Below are 20,835 nucleotides of genomic sequence, written 5' to 3'. Positions count from 1 at the left end.
TCATACTTCCTTTAATTGATATAATAGCACAAAGCATTATAGCATATTTTAAATGATACTGGTTAATTTTGAGAGGGAGATATATATGAAGGAGAAGCAAATTATTTTTACTGGAGGCGGCACTGCGGGGCATGTAATGGTCAATCTAGCCATCATTCCGTACTTTTTAGAAAATGGTTGGAAGGTTGATTATATCGGATCAAAAAACGGAATAGAAAAGGATCTCATACAATCACTGCGGGGTGTTACCTATCACTCGATATCAACTGGAAAATTAAGAAGATATTTTTCGATTGAAAACTTTAAGGACCCGTTTAAAGTATTGAATGGTACTGGGCAAGCTCATCGAATCATTGGCAAAAAAAAACCTGCTGTTATTTTCTCTAAAGGTGGTTTCGTTTCCGTTCCAGTACTTGCTGCAGCGAAAATGCGCGGAGTTCCTGCAGTTATTCACGAATCGGATTATACACCTGGTTTAGCGAATAAATTAGCAATACCATTTGCACGCAAAGTATTGGCTACTTTTCCAGAAACAATGAAATATTTACCAGAGGAAAAAGCTACCTATATTGGTGCCGTAGTTCGAGAAGAGCTATTTCAAGGTGAGAGAAATAAAGGATATAAGCTGACAGGTTTTACAGGTGGAAAAGACGTATTATTGATTATGGGAGGAAGCGCGGGCTCGAAAAAAATTAATGATGCCGTTCGGGATAATTTAGATACCTTATTAGAGCATTTCCAAATTATTCACATTTGTGGTAAAGATAATGTGGATACAGCCTATGAACAACAAGGTTATGTTCAATTTGAATATGTCCAGGATGAATTAAAGGATTTATTTGCAATCACCGATTTCGTTTGTTCGCGAGCGGGAGCAAATGCCATCTTTGAGTTCTTAGCCTTACGAAAGCCAATGTTACTCATTCCCTTATCACGCCAAGCGTCAAGAGGGGACCAAATTCTCAATGCGCGTTCGTTTGAGAAGCAAGGTTATTGTAAGGTGTTAGAAGAAGAAGATCTCGAAAAAGCTAGTCTTGAGGAAAAATTATTAGCTTTGAAGAAAGAAAAATACACAATTCGTGAGAAGATGTTAGAGTATCAAGTTAGTGAAGCAAAGCAAAAAGTAATAGATGCTATCCTTCAACAAGCTAAATGGGATTAAATCAATCGTCGTTATATTTATGGAGTCCGTGCTACCTATTGTAGGTTTGGGCTTCTTTTTTTCTTGTAATCATTCAATTAGTTAGAGTACATTCATTCAATATGGGAAACATACAATTAGAATAATACTTATTTTTTTACAGGGCACCAATAAAAAAATGAATAAGGAGGACGAAATCTGATGTTGAAATATCTTCAAAATCTAGGTAAGTCGTTAATGCTCCCTGTTGCAGTATTACCTGCAGCTGCAATCCTAATGGGGATAGGTTATGCGATTGATTCAGATGGTTGGGGATCAGGCAACGTGTATGCAGCATTCCTAATTAGTGCAGGAAAAGCTATTTTGGACTTTATACCGATTCTATTTGCAGTTGGTGTTGCTATTGGAATGACGAAGGAAAAGGATGGGGCCTCTGCCTTAAGTGGTTTAGTAGGGTACCTCGTTGTGACAACGGTTCTCTCTACTGATAACGTAGCAAATTTGCTTCAAATAGATGCGGGAGACGTAAACCCAGCCTTTGGCGACAATATAGAGAATGTCTTTATTGGAATTATTGCTGGATTAATATCTGCTGCTTTATATAATCGATTTAGTCATGTGAGGCTACCAGATGCATTGGCTTTCTTTAGTGGTAAAAGGCTTGTGCCGATATTGACTGCTGGAACTATGTTAATTGTTTCTCTTATTCTTTTATTTATCTGGCCAATTGTATATAGCGGTCTAGTTAGCTTTGGTGAAATGATTAGTAACCTAGGAGCTCTAGGTGCAGGTTTATACGGCTTTTTTAACCGTATTTTAATTCCAGTAGGACTACATCATGCGTTAAATAATGTATTTTGGTTTGACGTTGCCGGGATTGATGATATTGCTAAATTCTGGGCTGGTGAAGGGGAAAAGGGTATCACTGGTCGTTATCAGGCTGGTTACTTCCCGATAATGATGTTTGGGTTACCAGCAGCTTGTTTGGCGATGTATCATACAGCAAAAACAAAACGAAAAAAACAGGCAGCTTCACTATTAATGGCCGGGGCTTTTGCAGCATTTTTAACAGGTGTGACAGAGCCAATTGAGTTCTCGTTTATGTTTTTAGCGCCAGTATTATATGTCGTACACGCTGTACTAACTGGACTTTCATTATTTATTGCTGCTTCCTTTGAATGGACTGCAGGGTTTGGTTTCAGTGCAGGCCTAATCGACTTTTTGTTAAGCTCACGATTACCATTAGCAAATCAACCGTGGATGTTAATGGTACAAGGTCTCGTATTTGCAGTGATTTATTATTTTCTCTTCCGCTTCTTAATTGTAAGGTTAAATTTGAAAACACCTGGTAGGGAAGAAGACGATGAAGAAGTATTAGAGGCAAAAACGTCCCCATCTTCTTCGGGTGATAAATATGCAACAATGGCGGAACAAATATTTGAAGGGTTAGGTGGAAATGAAAACCTTATTTCTGTCGACAATTGTGCAACTAGACTTCGACTAGAGGTAGAGGATGCAGACAAAATTGATGAACAAAAAATCAAAAGAACTGGTGTACCAGGAATTCAGAAAACAGGGAAGAATAGTGTGCAGGTTATTGTAGGGACTCAAGTTCAAGCAGTAGCCGATGAAGTGAAAAAGCTTCATAAACGATAAAAGAATAGGAGACAAAAGAATGTTATCAGTGAGGAAATCAACCAATGCTAACTTCTTTTGTCTCTTCTCTTGAAAATAGATGTGAGGTGGCATTTAATGAAACGTTTATTGAATTGTACAGCGTCAGACTTTGAGAAAATGAATAAGAATGAACTTCTACAGGCCATTGAAGCGTCTGAAGGAAGAACGATGTTAGCAGAAGTAATTGTTCAGGCATCTCCTTTATATCCAGGACTAACGAACGCGGAATATGTTTCTGCCTTTGGTGCAGATCTAGTTCTCTTAAATCAGTTTAATGTGACATCACCTCATATTAACGACCTTCCGACTGTAGATTCGAATCAAGTAATCACTACGATGAAAAAGTTAATCGGAAGGCCAGTAGGAATAAATTTAGAACCAGTGGATGAAAATGCTGACAATACGGAAACATTAGAAAAGCTTAACGAAGGTAGGACAGCAACAAAAAGCTCGATACAGAAGGCAAAAGAATTAGGGATTGATTTTATTTGCTTCACTGGGAATCCAAAAACAGGAGTAACAAATGAGGCTATTATTCAAGCAATCCATTATGCAAAAGAAATAGCGGAAGACCAATTTTTTATTATCGCGGGGAAAATGCATAGCTCGGGCGTGAAAGTTGGTAAGGGTGGCATATTAACTCCGGATGTAGCTGGGTCATTTATCGACGCGGGTGCGGATATCGTACTCATACCTGGGGTCGGAACAGTACCTGGTTCTACTTTAGCCAAAACAGAAGCATTAGTAGAAAGAATTCATGAAAAAGGTGCACTAGCCCTTACGACAATAGGTACGAGTCAAGAAGGTGCAGATAAAGAAACGATTCAACAAATGGCATTATATAATAAAATGGCTGGAGCAGATGTTCATCATTGTGGGGATGCAGGTTACCATGGTATTTCCGTTCCAGAGAGAATCATGGATTATTCGATAGCAATCCGCGGCAAACGACATACGTATATTCGCATGGCTACTTCTATTAATCGCTAGACGTGCGATTTAGAAAAAAATACGCTAAGATAAAAATGAATGCGTTTAATTTGGATAGGGGAGGCATTTGTCTTATGAATCTTAGCACGACGTACGAACTTAATAATGGTACAAAAATTCCCGCGATTGGTCTTGGTGTTTATAAAGCTGAGCCTGGGAAAGAGGTATACGAAGCGGTCAAATCTGCATTGGAAATTGGCTATCGCCATATTGATACAGCTTCGTTGTATGCAAATGAGTCCGATGTAGGCAAGGCTATTCGCGATAGCGGGATCCCAAGGGAAGAAATTTTTGTGACAACAAAAGTATGGAACGATGAGCAAGGCTATGAGGAGACAAAAGCAGCATTCAATAGAAGTCTATCTAGACTGCAAATGGATTACGTTGATTTATATTTGGTTCATTGGCCAGTTCCGGGAAAATACACGGAGACTTACCGTGCATTGGAGGATATTTATCGAGAAGAAAAAGCGAAAGCAATTGGTGTTAGTAACTTTCTACCTCACCATTTGGAGGAGCTTCTTCAATCTGCAGAAATAACACCAGCTGTAAATCAAATTGAGCTCCACCCAGAACTTCAGCAAATTGAGACACAGGAGTTTTGTAATAAACATGGTATATTAGTTGAAGCATGGGCGCCATTAGGCAAAGCTAGGTATTTCGACCATCCTACTTTAAAGAAACTTGCAGCTAAACACACAAAAACACCAGCACAAATTATTATAAGATGGCAATTTCAGAGTGGTATTATTACTATCCCTAAATCTGTTCATAAAGAAAGACAACTGGAAAATGTAAATATATTTGATTTTGAATTAACTAGCGATGATATTAAAGATATAGAGTTAATGAATTTGGAAAAGCGTATTGGAGCGCATCCAGATGAATTTGATTATGGAATAGACTAAGACAAGGGACGAGGCTAGGACATAAGTCAATTTTAAATCATCCAAGAAGAGAATAAAATGTCGATATTAATTACGTACTTAAAACACGAGACTCCTGCAGGAAAAGCAACAGCTGAGGGATTACAGGATGTAATTCAGTTCGGCGTTGCAACAGGACGTTGCAATATTAGCCGAACATCCTATACGTTTTCATATGAACTTTTGTAATTAGTTGAGGCGTTGCCGAGGTATAGGAAACACTGTGCAAATGTTATTTCTTGCACAGATGTTGACTTATACCCTATGGGTAAAAGCGAAGTGTTTTAGCGAAGTAATTATAAATGCATATAACCCGAACAGATTCTAATGAATCGTTCGGGTTATAGTATGAATTGATAAATATGCCCCAGGCGCTTTCATTATTCCGATTCATAACCTCTTTCTACTAGTTCCAGCTCACCAGTTGCGGGATCTATCACTAATCCATGTACGACTACATCATCTGGTAGCAACGGATGGCTCTTTATCATGTCTACGGATTCCTTCACATTTGTTCGAACATCGACAAAGCCTTCCATCCATTCCTTAGGATCTTTTTCTAGGTTTGCAATTGTTTCTTCACTAACTCCTCGTTCTTTTACTAAATCCATAAAATTATCCATTTGAAAATTGGACATACCACAATCGTGGTGCGAGATGACAAATATTTCATCTGCCTTCAAATTATAGACAGCAACGAGGATGCTTTTCATTGTACTATCATAATGATTCGTAATCATAGCACCTGCGTTTTTAACCATCTTCACATCGCCGTTTTGCAAATTGAGAGCTCTCGGCATTAAATCAACAAGTCGGTTATCCATACACGTAAAAATAACAGCACGTTTATTTGGGAATCTATCTGTTTGAAAGCCTTCGTATTGTTTGTTTTTCACAAAGTTTTCATTAAATTCTAAAATTTGATTAAGCAGCATAGTACACTCCTCCGTTAAATATGTATAAATTTAATAATAAGAGACATTTAACATTTCATCAAATTTTAATCATGGTATAATAAAACAAATTAGTTTTTGAGGTGGCTTATGCGGGATAAAGACTGGGATATTATCGATGAAGATTTATATGAAGATATTGAACCAGAAGAAATGTATGAGCTCGTGCAAGAAGAAAAAAGAAAGCTACAAGAAAAGCAAGAACAAGAAAAAGAGGATAAGCAAGTTGTAAAAAAACGTCGACCTCTAACGAAAGTTTTTATTTGGTTTATAGCAATTGCAATGTTTATTCAAGTCATTGCATTAATTCCAAATACATTTTCGATACCTGCTATTCAGTTTTTGAAGACATCTGCTTCGTTACTTCAAGATGAAGAAGTAGCCTATTATCGTCAATCAGTAGTAGTCATTGAAGGTCAAGATAATAAAGGAACAGGCTTTATTATATCTACTGATGGCTATGTATTAACGAATCATCATGTGGTAGAAGACCAATGGAGTATAACCGTAGCAATTCAGGATGACGGCTTATATCAGGCAGAGTTAGTAGAGGCTTATCCAGAAATTGACTTAGCCCTTCTGAAAATAGATGCAAAAGATCTTACCTATTTACCTTTGGCAAGTAACTCGTCAATCAGTGAAAAAGAAAAAGTAATTTTTATTGGTAACCCACTTCGTTTTAACGGAATTGCAAATAAAGGTTACATCGTTGGAACAACGCAATTATCTAGCTGGGATGTTCCTGTTTATATGCTAGAAGCTCCGGTATACCGAGGTAATAGTGGTTCACCTGTTATTAACGAAGAAGGTCAGGTAGTTGCTGTAATTTTTGCGACACAAAGAAATACCGAAAAAGGCAAAGTTGGTTTAGCTGTACCAATTGACTATTTTCATGATAGAAACCAGCACGGTTATTAATGTGAGAACTTTCACAGTGAAGTGCCATTATAACTGAATTTTTCTCTCTGCAATATTTTTGCTAACACTTCTCTTGTTCATCTACCATGTTGCAAATATTTTAGTCGTCGTATATTTTTAACGATTAGTAACAATTATTTTTAAATAAAACTGCATGTATGTAGGTATTAAGATTCATTATAGTCAAAAGTAGCTATATTTCGACAAGGAAACTTAATCTTTTGTAATACGAATATGGTAGATAATCAAGGTTCACTTTTAGTACGATGAGTAGTGATTGATTAAAAAAAGATGGTGAAATCATGAGGATTTTAAATATAGATTATACGTATACAGTCAAAAATAATAGAATAACAACGAAGAATATTAGTAATGGCGGTGATTCAATATGATGAACAGCCAGTTACAACAATACGAATTTACATTAGAAGATCAAATAGAACTCGCACAGCGGGGTGATACGGAACTCGTAAACGAATTAATACTGTCATATCAGCCTTTTATAGCAAAATGTGTATCAGAAGTGTGTAAACGATATGTGAGTAAAGACCAAGATGAATTTAGTGTCGGAATGATTGCATTTCACGATGCTATACATCTGTATTCACGAGAAAAGGGTGCTTCATTTTTAACATTTGCGCAAGTTATCGTAAAGCGGAAAGTCATTGATTATTTACGAAAAGAAAATCGTCAAAAAGTACGTACATACTTGGATCAACACGAAGATGATGCCGAATTAACAGATAATCCAATTATGGTTTCAGAAGCTAGAAAAATTCATGCGTTAAATCAAGAATCATGGTTAAGAAAGCAAGAAATTTTGCAATTATCGGCTGAATTAAGAGAATATAAAATCTCGTTTGAAGAATTGACAGAAATTGCTCCTAAGCATAAAGATGCGAGACAGTCTGCTATGTTTGCAGCGAAGCAATTATTAAATGATGAAGAGTTAAAAGCGTATGTCCTAAAAAAGAAACGACTTCCAATTAAAAAATTGCTGAAGTTAGTTCCTGTTAGTAAAAAGACATTGGAGCGTAACCGTAAGTATATTTTAACCATTTTTATTATTTTAGAAGGTGATTATGATTACCTACGAGAATATATAGAGGGTGTGAAATAGTGAAAAAAGGTTTAATTGTAGAACACCGAAGGAGGTACACAATCGTACTTGCAAAGGATGGGGTATTCTACAAAGCGAAACCAATACATGAGAAGCAAATTGGGGAAGATGTGCTATTTGAAGAAATTACGAAAAGAAAAAAAGCATTGATTCGACTTCCAAAAATAGCAATGATTCCTGTTATTGCATTACTCATATTGATGATTAGTCCTTTATATCTCTGGCTTGCAAATGATAAAGTGTATGCTGTTATTAGTATTGATATTAATCCAAGTTTAAATGTAACAGTAGATAAGAATTATCAGGTATTAGAGATAAAGGCAAACAATGAAGATGGTCAACAAGTTTTGCATGATTTGGAACTTGAGGAAAAGTCATTAGAAGAAATCACAACGAGCATTCTCATGTACGCAAAGACAAATTTTCGTGTTGAGGAAGATGCTCCGATTTTAGTTGCAGTGAGTTACACGGATGTGGAAAATGAAAGTGATCCCGTTACGAACGTATTGAATGAGCGGATTGAAGAGTTAGGCTTCCGAGGTACCGTATACCAGGCTGCAGAAGAGTGGAGAATAAAAGCGGAAGAACAAGAAGTTTCCATGAATATTATTGCTCATGAAACATTGGCAGAAATATCAGATACACAGGAAGAGGATTTAACTGTTGACGAAATGAATCAAGCACTAATAACTCAATTTTTTAATAATAAGGAAGATTCGTCAAACAGTGTAGAAGAAAACAAAGAATCAAACGTTGAAATGCCTAAAGAAGACAATGCTTCTGAAGAGCAGAAGAGTCATGGAAATAAAGAGAAGAAAGAGCTTCCGGAACAAGCGAATGATCGAGCTAAAGAACGAGTAGAGAATAGAAATTCCTCGAAGAACGAGGGCAAAGCACTAAATAAGCCGGATAATAATAAAAAGTCTCCTCCAGGATTAGAAAATAAACAACCTAACGGAAGCAATGGACCACCGGGTTGGGTAGAGAGCCAAATTGAAGGGGATGAGGGTCCTAAAGAGCCTGATGAAGCGATAAGTGAAAAAGAAGAGGTTCATGAAGAAAGTGAGCAAATTGATAAAAATGGTCTTGACGATTAAATGTCAAGACCATTTGATGCTATCTGAGGCATGGTCGATATATCGTAATAAATCATCGTGTGATTGCATTAATTTATCTTCATTTTTTGGGAAATGATAAGAATAAAGAAAATTCTCTATCCTTTTGGCTAATAAATCGTCTTTGGTACGAATCATAAGGACCAAGAGATCATCCCAGTGCCCCCATAAGGTGTAGTGTAATGCTTTATCATAGTCTAACATGTCCTTATTCCCCCTTTTCCTATACAGTGTTGAGGGAGCAGGTATATATAGTGTTATCTAAATGTCAAAAGTAAACCGCCCATGTTTTTGGTGAAGTTTCCAAATCTTTATAAGGATATCTTTCTTTATTATCTCCAAACTATAAGTGAGATAGAAAGGAGGGTATTATTATGAAATGGAGTAAGGTAGTTCTAACCTCTATTTTAGCAGGAACGCTTGCCTTAACAGCGTGTAATACGAATGACAATGATTTAGGTCAACGTGATGGTAATGACAATATGAATACCAGACCTGTTCGTTACGACCATCAAAATAATGATCCAGGTATAGATCGTTTTAGTACACCGAGAGGTTCTGGCATTCAGTCAGACGATCACGGTGCAAGAGATGGAAGAACTCCGGCAGAGACAAATTATCCACCTATGAACACTCAGAGACAGCCCGATACTCGTATGGATACTGGTAATCGAGATGTAGATCAAAACCGTAATGGTAACCAGGGAAATACGGGGGAAAATAACAACCAACGAAATACCGGAGAAAATAACAATCAAAATCAAAACGAAAACAATTACGACGTTGCAGAGAAGGCAGCTGATCGTATTAAGCAAGAAGTATCTGAGGTCAACAATGTCTATGTACTGACTACAGATAATAATGCGTATGTAGCGGCAACATGGGATAAAGATGATGAAGATTTATCGGATGATACGAAAAAGAAAATTACACAAGCTGTAAAATCAGTTGAGAACGATATTGATAATGTGTATATTACTACGAACCCAGATTTCTTTGATTTAACAGATAATTATGTTAATGATTTAGATGAAAGACCAGTTCGTGGCTTTTTCGACCAAATTGGAAACATGATTGAGCGAGTATTCCCGAATCAAGAAACGACAAATCAATAATAGTAAATGCAAACCCTATAAGTCATTCGACTTATAGGGTTTTAAAGTAGTTTTGCTGTGCTTTTTAAAAACTTCTACCCAAACCTGTCACATTGCGTTAGGTTATAAACTATGCTATAGTATTACACAAATCCGACAAAACATAGTAACTTACTTTGTTTTAAAAAGGTGTGGAGGAGAGGCTAATGGGGAGAGAGTTTTTAGATGTTTTTGAAGAGTGGGCATCTTCCTACGATGAAGCAGTTGCAGGAGAAGATCCACAGTATAGAGATGTCTTTGATAAATATGATACAATATTAGATACAGTGGCGAATGTAGCGGAAGGAAATGTGCTGGAGTTTGGTGTAGGTACTGGAAATTTATCTGAAAAGTTAGTTCAGAAAAATCTTCAAGTATTTGGTATTGAACCATCCAATCCAATGCGAGAAATTGCACAAGAGAAGTTTCCTGAATTATCGATAGAAGAAGGAGACTTTTTGAATTTCCCGATTCCTGCCACGGAGATAAATAGCATTGTTAGTACGTATGCTTTTCATCATTTAAAAGATGAAGAAAAAGAACAAGCCATTCAAAAGTTTCATGATGTACTCGTACCGAATGGAAAAGTTATTTTCGCAGATACTGTCTATGAAACTGAGAAAACAAAGCAAGATATTCATGAAGAAGCAAAAACGAAAGGCTATACGGACTTATTGCATGATCTTCAAACAGAATATTATCCACTTTTAGAAGATTTACGAGCAATGTTTGAACGAAGTGGCTTCCGTTTCGAAGCAAAGCAATTAAACAAGTTTGTATGGTTGTTTGTAGCTGAAAAACAGTGAGGAGGAACTAGTAATGGTTAAAAAAATGAACGTAGAAAGCTTTAATTTAGATCATACAAAAGTAAAATCACCTTATATCCGCCTTGTTGGAGTTACAACTGGGGAAAATGGAGACAAAGTTTATAAATATGACTTGAGATTCAAGCAACCGAATAAAGAGCATATGCCAATGGATGGACTACATTCTATCGAGCATCTTATGGCAGAAAATATCCGTAACCATATCGACAATGTGTTGGATATTAGTCCAATGGGCTGCCAGACAGGCTTTTATTTATCCGTGTTAAATAATGATAGCTTCGATGATGTGAAAGTAGCGTTAGAAAAAACATTAAATGATGTTATAAATGCTACAGAGGTTCCAGCATGTAACGAGGTTCAGTGTGGCTGGGCTGCGAATCATAGTCTAGAAGGCGCGAAAGAAATTGCGAAAAGTATGCTAGCTGGTAAAGACGAATGGCATATCGTTTTCGCTGAGTAAAAGAGGGATAATGTGCCAATCTATCTGAACATTCAACAATTAATTGGAAGTACACCATTAATGGAGCTTACAAATTTTGAGCTCCCAAATGGTGTACGTCTTTTTGCTAAGTTAGAATTTTTAAATCCCGGTGGTAGTATTAAGGATCGTCTAGGTGTTTCGTTGATTGAAGATGCAATTCAATCTGGAAAGCTACAAGCTGGGGGCACGATTATTGAGCCTACTGCGGGAAACACTGGAATTGGATTAGCATTAGCTGCTGTTAATCGTGATATAAATGTTATTTTTTGTGTGCCAGAGCATTTCTCGCAAGAAAAACAGCAATTAATGAAGGCACTTGGAGCAAAAATTGTTCATACTCCTCGATCTGAAGGGATGAAAGGTGCTATTGAAAAGGTGAACGAGCTGTTAGATGAGATTCCAAATAGCTTCTCACCACAGCAATTCGCTAATCCAGCTAATCCTAAAACGTATTATGACACCCTTGGACCTGAGATTTATAAAGATCTTAAAGGGGATGTATCTATCTTTGTTGCTGGAGCTGGAACTGGTGGTACTTTCATGGGAACGGCTCGCTATTTAAAAGAACAAAATCAGCAGATTAAGACAGTTATCGTGGAACCAGAAGGGTCAATTATTGCTGGTGGAGAAGCAGGACCACATCGGACAGAAGGTATTGGCATGGAATTTTTGCCGGAATATATGGACACCAATTATTTCGATTCGATTCACACGATATTGGATGACGATGCTTTTGATATGGTAAAACAATTGGCTAAAAAAGAAGGTCTATTAGTCGGTTCATCCTCAGGTTCTGCCATGTGTGCAGCACTTAGGGAATCGGAAATAGCAAAACCAGGGACGAATATTGTAACGATTTTTCCTGATTCAAGTGAACGTTATTTGAGCAAGGAAATTTATACGTTTGATGAATAGAACGGAGGGATAGAATGAAACGCAAAACAAAAATGGTCCATAGTGGAATAACAGGTGATAAACAAACAGGGGCAGTTTCAGTTCCGATTTATCAAGTAAGTACGTACAAGCAGCCAGAGGCTGGAAAGCATACTGGATATGAATATTCACGTACAGGTAATCCAACAAGGCATGCGTTAGAAACTGTAGTTGCCGAAATTGAGAATGGTACGAGAGGTTTTGCATTTGCATCAGGTATGGCAGCTATCACGTCGATTATGATGCTACTAAAAGCAGGCGACCATATCGTGTTAACAGATGATGTATATGGTGGAACATACCGTTTAGCAACCAAAGTATTGAATCGCATGGATTTATCTCATGACTTTGTAGATACGAGTAACCCGGAAGAAGTAGAAAATGCGGTTAAACCGAATACGAAAATGCTTTATATTGAAACACCAACGAACCCATTGTTAAAAGTAACGGATTTAAAGAAGATGAAAGAGATTGCCGATAAGCATGATTTATTACTCGTTGTCGATAATACATTTGCTACACCATATTGGCAAAATCCATTAGACTTTGGTGCAGATATTGTTTTACACAGTGCAACGAAGTATATTGGTGGGCATAGTGATGTAGTTAGTGGACTCGTCGCTGTGAAGGACGATCAATTAGGAGAAGATATTCACTTTATCCAGAACTCTGTTGGTGCTGTTCTTGGACCACAAGATTCTTGGTTATTATTACGTGGGATTAAAACATTAGGTTTACGTATGGAAGCTATTGAGAAAAACTCGCTTGAAATAGCTGAATTCTTGAGTGATCATCCACAAGTGAAAAAAGTGTATTATCCTGGATTAGAAAATCATCCAGGGCATGAATTAACGAAGCAACAATCTGCAGGCTTTGGTGGAATGATTTCCTTTGATGCAGGTAGTGGTGAAAAAGCAGATGAAATCTTGCGTAACGTCCAGTATTTCACCCTTGCTGAAAGTCTTGGAGCGGTAGAAAGTTTAATCTCGATTCCTGCTCGTATGACTCACGCATCAATTCCAAAAGATCGAAGAGAGGAATTAGGAATTACGGACGGCTTAATTCGTTTATCAGTAGGAATTGAAGATGTAGAAGATTTAATTGCAGATTTAGAAAAAGGATTGTCTTAATAATTAACAAAAGTGGCATCTTACTGAGAAGTAAGGTGTCTTTTTTGTTTAAGTTCCTGATGTTGACAAAATAAATAGGTGTTTCTATAATATAACCATTCGCTTATATAAGTCTTTGCTTATATATGGAGGGGAAATGAATGAGTTTAACGAAATCTCACGTAACGTTAGATCAGGCTGCAAGTATTTTGAAACTGTTTGGAGATACTACCCGACTAACCATGTTAAAAGTAATGGAAAACGGTGCTTGCTGTGTATGTGAATTTGTTGCTATGTTTGATATTACGCAACCAGCAATTAGCCAACATTTGAAAAGATTAAGAGAGTTAGACATTGTGCAAGAGGAGAAGAGAGGACAATGGGTTTTTTACTCATTGAATAAGGATGCACCATGTTATCCTTTTGTTCAATCAATTCTCCAACAATTGCCGAGTCAGCAAGAAAAATTAGAGCAACTGAAGGAACAAGGAAAACGTATCGACTGCTGTTAGGGAGCAAGGGGGAATACTAATGTCTTTAACACTAATTCTAGCAATCCTGATTTTTGTCGGTACCCTCGTGCTCGTCATCTGGCAACCTAAAGGATTATCGATTGGATGGTCAGCATGTGCTGGTGCTCTTATCGCATTAATTACAGGTGTTGTTAGCTTCGGTGATGTAGTAGAAGTAACAGGGATTGTATGGAATGCTACATTGGCATTTGTTGCAATTATTTTGATATCACTAATATTAGATGAGATTGGTATGTTTGAATGGGCAGCACTGCATATGGCCAGATTAGCAGGCGGTAATGGACTTAAAATGTTTGTTTATGTCAGTTTGTTAGGTGCAGTTGTCGCAGCATTTTTTGCTAATGATGGTGCTGCATTGATACTGACACCGATTGTACTTGCCATGGTGCGAAATCTCCAATTTAAAGAGAAAATGATTTTTCCCTTTATAATGGCAAGCGGTTTTATTGCGGATACAACATCCTTACCATTTGTTATTAGTAATTTAGTGAATATTGTTTCAGCCGATTTTTTTGGAATAGGTTTCGTAGAGTATGCTTTAAGAATGATTATACCGAATTTATTCTCATTAATCGCTACGATAACTGTGTTGCTCCTATATTTTAGAAAAAGTATTCCTAGAGAGTATAATGTCTCACATTTAAGGAATCCTGTGGAAGCAATACGGGATAAGAAAATGTTCCACCTATCGTGGTATGTGTTAGCGTTACTTCTAACCGGTTACTTTGTTAGTGAGTTCATTGGGATGCCAGTATCCTTTATTGCGGGGATCATCGCAATTATCTTTATAATAATAGCCAAAAACAGTCCTGCTGTGCATGTACCAACTGTGATAAAAGGAGCACCATGGAATATTGTTTTCTTTTCAATTGGTATGTATGTCGTTGTTTTTGGTTTGCGAAATGTAGGATTAACCGATATATTGACGAGTTTGATTCAAGCTGCAGCTGATCAAGGATTGTTCGTTGCAACGATGGTTATGGGCTTTATAGCGGCTATTCTATCGTCTGTAATGAATAATATGCCTACCGTTATGATAGATGCTATTGCAATCGCAGATACTGATACAACAGGTGTTATACGAGAAGCACTTATCTACGCGAATGTGATTGGTTCAGACTTGGGACCAAAGATAACTCCAATCGGTTCTTTAGCTACATTACTATGGTTACATGTGTTATCACAAAAAGGGGTAAAAATTTCGTGGGGAACATATTTTAAAACAGGAATCATTTTAACGATACCGATATTGTTTATCACATTACTAGGACTTTATGTAACATTAACGTTTATTTAAAAAGGGGTAGAAACTATGTCGAAAAAAATCATTTATTTTCTTTGCACAGGGAACTCGTGTCGTAGTCAAATGGCAGAAGGTTTTGGGAAGAAATATTTAGAAAACGAGTATGATGTATACTCAGCAGGTATTGAAGCACACGGGCTAAACCCGAAAGCAGTAAAGGCAATGGAAGAGGTAGAGATTGATATAACAAAACAAACGTCGGATATTATTGATACTGAACTATTAAATCGAGCAGATTTAGTCATTACATTATGTGGTGATGCTAAAGATAAGTGTCCTGTAACACCTTCACACGTAACGAGATGGCATTGGGGATTTGATGACCCAGCAAAAGCTGAAGGAACTGACGAAGAGAAATGGGAAGTATTCCGACGAGTGCGTAATGAAATCGAAGAGAGAATTAAAACATTTGCTGAGACTGGAGAGTAGATAGGTGACGCTTGCACTCTAGTTGATGCTAAGCGTTTTGTTAGTTAGCAGACAGCATGAATGTAACAGTACATTATAAAATTTTAGGATATGAAGAATTATAGGCTGTGAGCATAGCTCATGGCCTTTTTAGTTTTTTTAAATTCTTTTTTGCACCTTCTCCAAACTGCATGAATGCTTTTTCGAAAACATTCCTCTCTTTCAGACTTCTAAACGATACAGCAACATAATAAATTGTATGAAAATGACACTAAATAAATGTAGAAAATTGTCGATAAATACGTGGACAGACAAAATATATATAGGGAGGCCATCATGTGTTAAGAAAATGGAAATGGAGCAACATTAGAATTGGGACAAAGTATGGATTCATTCTCTCCATCACGGTTATTATTTTTATTGCCTCTATCTTGTTGACTTTATATTTATTAAACCAAACGAATTTAACGATGGATGAAACAGCGTCAACAAATGAAATAGCGATTGATTCATCTGAGTTAGTTTCGTTCTTTAACGAAAAATATATCCAAATTCCTGATTATCTCGTGGAAGAGGATGAAGAAAAGCTAGAAATATATTTAACTTCTAGTAAACAGTTTGTCGATACAGCAAAATCCCTCAAAGGGAAATTAGAAAGTCAAGATCAACTAGATTTATTTAACCAAATTATTGCAAACAATAATGAGTTGGATCAATACTTTTTTAGTGTCGTTGTGCCACAAGTAAAGCAAATAGATACAGAGCAGTATAAAGATTTGCAGGTTGCAACAAATGAATTAAAAGAAGACACGAAGCAATTAGGAGAACAGTTAAAAAAAGTTGCTGCCGAGTCAAACCAAGTCGCACTAAATCAAGCACAATCAAGTATTAACACGACGACGAAGCTTCTAGTAGTCATTGGAACGCTAACCGTTATCCTATCCTACGCTCTGCTCATATTAATTAGCAGGAGAATTAGTAGTAATTTAAATAAAATCGTTTCAGTGAGCAATCAAATTGCATCCGGTAATTTACAAACTTCCAAGCTTTCTTATAAAGGAAATGATGAAGTTGGACAGCTTGCTAATTCTATTAATCATATGGGTGATAGTTTACGCAATATGATTAAAGAAATTGCTAACTTATCGGCAGAAGTAGATCAACATAGCAACATTATGTCTGTATCAACAGAAGAGGTAAAGACAGGCAGTGATCAAATAGCTACAACTATTGAGGAATTCGCTTCAGGAACTAGTAGTCAAGCTCATGAAGCAACAAGCATTTCACAAAATACAAATACATTAAGTTTGAAAATCCAAGAAGCAACGAAGCATAGTGAAGAACTGGTGGAATTTTCTAATGGAGTACAAGATTCCTCTGTTAAAGGTAATCATCAAATGAAACAATCATTAACCCAAATCAATCGTATCAATGAAGTAGTGGAAGCTTCTGTTACAAGCGTAAAGACATTAGAGGATAAGACCAATTCAATTACAGATATTGTTTCCGTAATTAAATCCGTTGCAGAGCAGACAAATCTATTAGCTTTAAATGCATCAATAGAAGCGGCAAGAGCAGGTGAATCTGGAAAAGGTTTCGCAGTCGTTGCGGATGAAGTGAGAAAGTTGGCTGAGGAAGTTGCAGGCTCTGTGGAATCGATTTCAGAGATTGTTTTCAGTATTAAAGAAGATACAACCTTTATGTCTCAACAATTAAAAGAAGGCTATGATGAAGCACAAAAAGGAACAGAAGAACTTGAATTAACGAATGAATACTTTATTGATATTAAAGACAAAGTGGATGACATGAGTGAACGTATTGACAAGATTGCATCAACATTTACGTACTTTGAACAGTCGAGTCTTGAAATAAACACTTCTGTTGAACATATTGCAGCAATCTCGGAAGAGTCCGCAGCTGGATCAGAGGAAATAGCCGCCGCTGTACAAGAGCAGAGTAGTTCCATAGGTAATATCTCAGCTAGTGCTCAAACATTATCACGTATGGTAGAAAGTATGAATCAATTATTAAGAAAATTTCAAGTTTGATAGAGAGGAGACAACAATGAGATATATTACAACACGTAATCCGTTCCCGTTCCTTATATCAATGCTACTTTTCGCATTATTCTTGGTAGGCTGTACGTCTCAACCCTCCCAAGTTAATAAGGAAGTGGATGACGGAATAAAACTGACGTCTGATGAAGAGAAACCGTATATCGGCTTTGTTTTAGATACCCTACAAGATGAGCGTTGGTACAGGGATAAGGAATTATTTGAAGAGAAAGTTAAAGAGTTGGGTGGTAATGTAAAAACATTAGCCGCTAATGGTAGTGATCAAATTCAAATTTCACTAGTCGAGCTGTTAATTGAAGAGGGAGTCGATATTTTAGTTATTGTACCAACGAATGCAGAAACTACTTCCGAAATAGTGAAAATGGCACACGAGAAGGATGTAAAGGTTATTTCCTATGACCGCTTAATCCGTAACGCTGATGTCGATCATTATATTTCTTTTGATAATGAGAAAGTTGGAGAATTACAAGCAACTGGGATTATTGAGGAAATATCAGAAGGAAACTTTGCTTATATTGGTGGTGCAGAGACGGATAATAATGCTATCCTCTTACGACAAGGAAGTATGAATATATTACAGCCACTTATCGACGAAGGGAAAATAAATTTGGTTTTTGATCGATATACAGAAGATTGGAATCCTATTATTGCCAAAGAGAATATGCAAGATGTCTTACGCAATGGTGAAAAAGTAGATGCTGTTATAGCTGCTAATGATGGTACTGCTGGAGGAGCGATTGAAGCATTATCAGACCAGGGGTTAGCTGGAAGTGTACCAATATCTGGTCAGGACGCCGAATTAAGTGCTATCAAACGTATTGTAGACGGCACACAATCAATGACTGTGTATAAACCAATCCATTTATTAGCAGAGCAAGCAGCAGAAATAGCTATTAAATATGCAAATGGGGAATCTATTTCAACCGAAACTAATATAGACAATGGAAAAATCAATGTTCCTGCAACATTACTTGAACCTATCATTGTAACAAAAGACAATATCGATGAAACAATTATTAAGGACGGTTACTTAACTTCTGAAGAAATATATGGTCAATAATATAAAATAACGATTATGAAAGAAAATACTATCTTTTTTAAATCATACGTGCTATACTATGTTTAACTTAATTGTTCGTGCTAGTAATACAGGACCTCTGTCATAACTTAACCAAAGTATATCATTGTCTTGAATTTTATCAGAACAACAAAGTAATAAACGTGCAACAAGCACATGGAGGTTTTTTTATGAACACAGGTTCAGTAAAATGGTTTAACGCAGATAAAGGTTTCGGTTTCATCGAAGTTGAAGGTGGAGACGATGTATTCGTACACTTCTCAGCAATTCAAGGCGACGGATTCAAATCTTTAGATGAAGGTCAAAAAGTTACTTTCGATATCGAAGAAGGAAACCGTGGACCACAAGCAACTAACGTTGTTAAAGCATAATTAGTTGGAAATAAACTCTTCTGTCTTTTAGGCAGGAGAGTTTTTTTATGGACAGTTTTCCTGTTACATTTCAAGTTTGTGTCTAGCTTTTGACTTATCTCATTAGAAATTAGATTTTTCTCACCTAATATTTAATAACTACTTTACATTTATTATAAATAACCGATATTAAAAGGTAAGATTAAAATTTCTACATAAAATTTAAAAGTAACGAGAGGACGTAAAATATGCAAGAATCCATAGTACAACAAGATGTACACCCAGTTCTACAATCTTTTATTCACGTAGCCCCTTATCTTCAGTATTTAGTGAATGATGATATAACTATTGGAATCTATGATAGAGAGAAGTTATTATTGAATATTCCAGCTAAAACATTTTCCCTTAACGTGAATCCTGGAGACCCGTTAATAGATGGTGATATTATAACAAATGCCATACGTGAAAATAAAAATCAAGCTATGATTGTCCCTGCTGAAATACTAGGAATCAATTTAGTTTCTCGTGCTATACCTGTGCACGATGAACAAGGAAACGTAATAGGTGGTATTGGTGTCGGACTCAACGTTGAAAACGCGAATAAACTCTCAGAGATAGCTGGCAGTTTATCTAGTGTAATTGATGATGTAACCAATACAGTTCAGGAAATGGCAGGGTCAGTCAATGAACTGGCTTCCAATATAGGCCTGGTTTCTGAAAAAGCAAGTGAAGTAACACATAGCGTTGATCTTATTGAAAATGTTTCAAAAGTCGTTAGAGATACTGCAGATCAAAGTAATTTACTTGGACTAAATGCAGCTATTGAATCAGCACGTGCGGGAGAACATGGAAAAGGATTTGGTGTCGTTGCAGATGAGATTAGGAAAATGGCTACGAATTCAAAAAATAGTGTACAAGAAATACATGGTATAACGAATCAAATTAAAGAAGTAATTGAAAACTTAGAAAAGGATATACAAAAAGTTAATCTAGAATCTAACAATCAATCTGCTTCGATTGAAGAAATAACAGCTACGATGGAAGAAATTAATGGAACAATCCATAATTTAGCAGAATTGGCACGTGAAAATATCGAATTAAAAAATTAAAGATATAGATTAATATAGACTCCTCCATAGGGTGAGTCAACGACACCTCAGTTAGCGGACATCTTAAATAGTTCCTAGCTGGGGTTTATTTTGTTGTTTCATTTTACTGGTATAATGGAACAAATAATAACAAATTCCATTTCAATGAGGTGACATACATGCCTGTTATTAAGCATATGCAATTCATCCAAGCGCCAGTTGACGTATGCTTTGACCTAGCAAGAAATGTGGATATACATATTCAAACGAGTGCCAAAACGAAGGAAAAAGCTATTGAAGGTGTTACTACAGGCCTTTTAGAAAAAGATGATTCGGTCACTTGGGAAGCAACTCACTTTGGTATCAATCAAAAACTAACAGCGAAGGTGATTGAGATGGAAAAACCTACTTTATTTATCGATACTATGGTGAAAGGAGCTTTTCATTCTTTTGTCCATACACACGAGTTTATACAAAAGGATAATGGCACATTAATGATAGATACGTTTGATTACAGATCACCTTTTGGCTTAGTCGGCAGAATTGCGGATAAATTGTTTTTAGAGAAGTATATGACAGATTTTATAAGCTCTAGAGCTAAAGCATTAAAAGAAATTGCAGAAAAAAACGAATAGTTAGCTTATTAAGTTCAGGTTTCTGTTATGAAATTAGTATTT

General features: G+C 36.5%; 23 protein-coding genes. 21 read left to right on the top strand and 2 right to left on the bottom strand.

The genetic code is table 11. The features are described from left to right. Nucleotides 1–85 precede the first annotated feature (85 nt). The 5 genes from GGQ92_RS07485 (at nt 86) to GGQ92_RS07465 (ending at nt 4,923) form a co-directional block, all read left to right on the top strand. Complete coding sequence (locus tag GGQ92_RS07485; RefSeq protein ID WP_184246467.1) at nt 86–1,162, top strand: undecaprenyldiphospho-muramoylpentapeptide beta-N-acetylglucosaminyltransferase; 1,077 nt, start codon at nt 86–88, stop codon at nt 1,160–1,162. 180 nt (nt 1,163–1,342) lie between these two features. After that, complete coding sequence (gene nagE, locus GGQ92_RS07480; protein WP_184246464.1) at nt 1,343–2,797, top strand: N-acetylglucosamine-specific PTS transporter subunit IIBC; 1,455 nt, start codon at nt 1,343–1,345, stop codon at nt 2,795–2,797. Between the two features lie 96 nt (nt 2,798–2,893). Further along, nucleotides 2,894–3,808, top strand: coding sequence for a DUF7916 family protein (locus GGQ92_RS07475; RefSeq protein WP_184246461.1), 915 nt, complete (start codon nt 2,894–2,896; stop codon nt 3,806–3,808). Nucleotides 3,809–3,882: 74 nt separating this feature from the next. Then, on the top strand, nt 3,883–4,716 hold the full coding sequence (locus tag GGQ92_RS07470; RefSeq protein ID WP_184246458.1) for an aldo/keto reductase: 834 nt from the start codon (nt 3,883–3,885) through the stop codon (nt 4,714–4,716). Between the two features lie 57 nt (nt 4,717–4,773). Next, nucleotides 4,774–4,923: a hypothetical protein gene (locus GGQ92_RS07465; RefSeq protein ID WP_184246455.1), complete on the top strand. Its 150-nt coding sequence runs from the start codon at nt 4,774–4,776 to the stop codon at nt 4,921–4,923. A 191-nt stretch (nt 4,924–5,114) separates the two neighbouring features. Here the strand turns inward: GGQ92_RS07465 and GGQ92_RS07460 are convergent, their stop codons facing one another. Beyond that, a complete protein-coding gene (locus GGQ92_RS07460) occupies nt 5,115–5,669 on the bottom strand; it encodes a beta-class carbonic anhydrase (RefSeq protein ID WP_184246452.1) in 555 nt (184 codons plus the stop codon). A gap of 108 nt (nt 5,670–5,777) precedes the next feature. Between GGQ92_RS07460 and GGQ92_RS07455 the strand changes: the two genes are divergently transcribed. The 3 genes from GGQ92_RS07455 (at nt 5,778) to GGQ92_RS07445 (ending at nt 8,822) form a co-directional block, all read left to right on the top strand. Beyond that, nucleotides 5,778–6,605 (top strand): S1C family serine protease, encoded by an 828-nt coding sequence (locus tag GGQ92_RS07455; protein WP_184246449.1) that lies wholly within the window; start codon nt 5,778–5,780, stop codon nt 6,603–6,605. A gap of 388 nt (nt 6,606–6,993) precedes the next feature. Beyond that, nucleotides 6,994–7,725, top strand: coding sequence for an RNA polymerase sigma-I factor (gene sigI / locus GGQ92_RS07450; RefSeq protein ID WP_184246447.1), 732 nt, complete (start codon nt 6,994–6,996; stop codon nt 7,723–7,725). Continuing rightward, nucleotides 7,725–8,822 carry an anti-sigma-I factor RsgI family protein gene (locus GGQ92_RS07445; RefSeq protein WP_184246444.1) on the top strand — a complete coding sequence of 366 codons (1,098 nt, stop codon included), beginning with the start codon at nt 7,725–7,727 and terminating at the stop codon, nt 8,820–8,822. Before sigI ends, GGQ92_RS07445 begins: the two co-directional genes overlap by 1 nt. Nucleotides 8,823–8,825: 3 nt before the next feature. On the opposite strand, the gene GGQ92_RS07440 is transcribed toward GGQ92_RS07445, so the two are convergent. Beyond that, nucleotides 8,826–9,044: a YhdB family protein gene (locus GGQ92_RS07440; protein WP_184246441.1), complete on the bottom strand. Its 219-nt coding sequence runs from the start codon at nt 9,042–9,044 to the stop codon at nt 8,826–8,828. Nucleotides 9,045–9,214: 170 nt separating this feature from the next. Here GGQ92_RS07440 and GGQ92_RS07435 point away from each other — a divergent pair, with 170 nt between their 5' ends. The 13 genes from GGQ92_RS07435 (at nt 9,215) to GGQ92_RS07375 (ending at nt 20,793) form a co-directional block, all read left to right on the top strand. Then, nucleotides 9,215–9,955 (top strand): YhcN/YlaJ family sporulation lipoprotein, encoded by a 741-nt coding sequence (locus tag GGQ92_RS07435; RefSeq protein WP_184246437.1) that lies wholly within the window; start codon nt 9,215–9,217, stop codon nt 9,953–9,955. Between the two features lie 185 nt (nt 9,956–10,140). Then, a complete protein-coding gene (locus GGQ92_RS07430; RefSeq protein ID WP_184246434.1) occupies nt 10,141–10,779 on the top strand; it encodes a class I SAM-dependent methyltransferase in 639 nt (212 codons plus the stop codon). A 13-nt stretch (nt 10,780–10,792) separates the two neighbouring features. Next, nucleotides 10,793–11,260: an S-ribosylhomocysteine lyase gene (locus tag GGQ92_RS07425; RefSeq protein WP_184246431.1), complete on the top strand. Its 468-nt coding sequence runs from the start codon at nt 10,793–10,795 to the stop codon at nt 11,258–11,260. Between the two features lie 12 nt (nt 11,261–11,272). Further along, on the top strand, nt 11,273–12,196 hold the full coding sequence (locus GGQ92_RS07420) for a pyridoxal-phosphate dependent enzyme (RefSeq protein ID WP_184246428.1): 924 nt from the start codon (nt 11,273–11,275) through the stop codon (nt 12,194–12,196). Between the two features lie 14 nt (nt 12,197–12,210). Continuing rightward, nucleotides 12,211–13,344 carry a bifunctional cystathionine gamma-lyase/homocysteine desulfhydrase gene (locus tag GGQ92_RS07415; protein ID WP_184246424.1) on the top strand — a complete coding sequence of 378 codons (1,134 nt, stop codon included), beginning with the start codon at nt 12,211–12,213 and terminating at the stop codon, nt 13,342–13,344. 140 nt (nt 13,345–13,484) lie between these two features. Continuing rightward, nucleotides 13,485–13,835, top strand: coding sequence for an ArsR/SmtB family transcription factor (locus GGQ92_RS07410; protein ID WP_184246421.1), 351 nt, complete (start codon nt 13,485–13,487; stop codon nt 13,833–13,835). Between the two features lie 19 nt (nt 13,836–13,854). Further along, nucleotides 13,855–15,153 carry an arsenic transporter gene (locus tag GGQ92_RS07405; RefSeq protein WP_184246418.1) on the top strand — a complete coding sequence of 433 codons (1,299 nt, stop codon included), beginning with the start codon at nt 13,855–13,857 and terminating at the stop codon, nt 15,151–15,153. Between the two features lie 15 nt (nt 15,154–15,168). Continuing rightward, nucleotides 15,169–15,588, top strand: coding sequence for an arsenate reductase (thioredoxin) (arsC, locus tag GGQ92_RS07400; RefSeq protein ID WP_184246415.1), 420 nt, complete (start codon nt 15,169–15,171; stop codon nt 15,586–15,588). Between the two features lie 317 nt (nt 15,589–15,905). Continuing rightward, nucleotides 15,906–17,615, top strand: coding sequence for a methyl-accepting chemotaxis protein (locus GGQ92_RS07395; protein ID WP_184246411.1), 1,710 nt, complete (start codon nt 15,906–15,908; stop codon nt 17,613–17,615). A 16-nt stretch (nt 17,616–17,631) separates the two neighbouring features. Next, a complete protein-coding gene (locus GGQ92_RS07390; protein ID WP_184246408.1) occupies nt 17,632–18,702 on the top strand; it encodes a sugar ABC transporter substrate-binding protein in 1,071 nt (356 codons plus the stop codon). A gap of 188 nt (nt 18,703–18,890) precedes the next feature. Further along, a complete protein-coding gene (locus tag GGQ92_RS07385) occupies nt 18,891–19,091 on the top strand; it encodes a cold-shock protein (RefSeq protein WP_184246405.1) in 201 nt (66 codons plus the stop codon). Nucleotides 19,092–19,318: 227 nt separating this feature from the next. Beyond that, a complete protein-coding gene (locus tag GGQ92_RS07380) occupies nt 19,319–20,179 on the top strand; it encodes a methyl-accepting chemotaxis protein (protein WP_184246402.1) in 861 nt (286 codons plus the stop codon). 158 nt (nt 20,180–20,337) lie between these two features. After that, nucleotides 20,338–20,793 (top strand): SRPBCC family protein, encoded by a 456-nt coding sequence (locus GGQ92_RS07375; protein WP_184246399.1) that lies wholly within the window; start codon nt 20,338–20,340, stop codon nt 20,791–20,793. Nucleotides 20,794–20,835 lie beyond the last annotated feature (42 nt).

Origin of the sequence: Gracilibacillus halotolerans (assembly GCF_014206945.1) — a bacterium.
In the GTDB taxonomy this organism is placed as follows: Bacteria; Bacillota; Bacilli; order Bacillales; family Amphibacillaceae; genus Gracilibacillus; species Gracilibacillus halotolerans.
The sequence above is the reverse complement of the archived record's forward strand: the minus strand, read 5'-3'. Positions and strand labels throughout refer to the sequence as shown.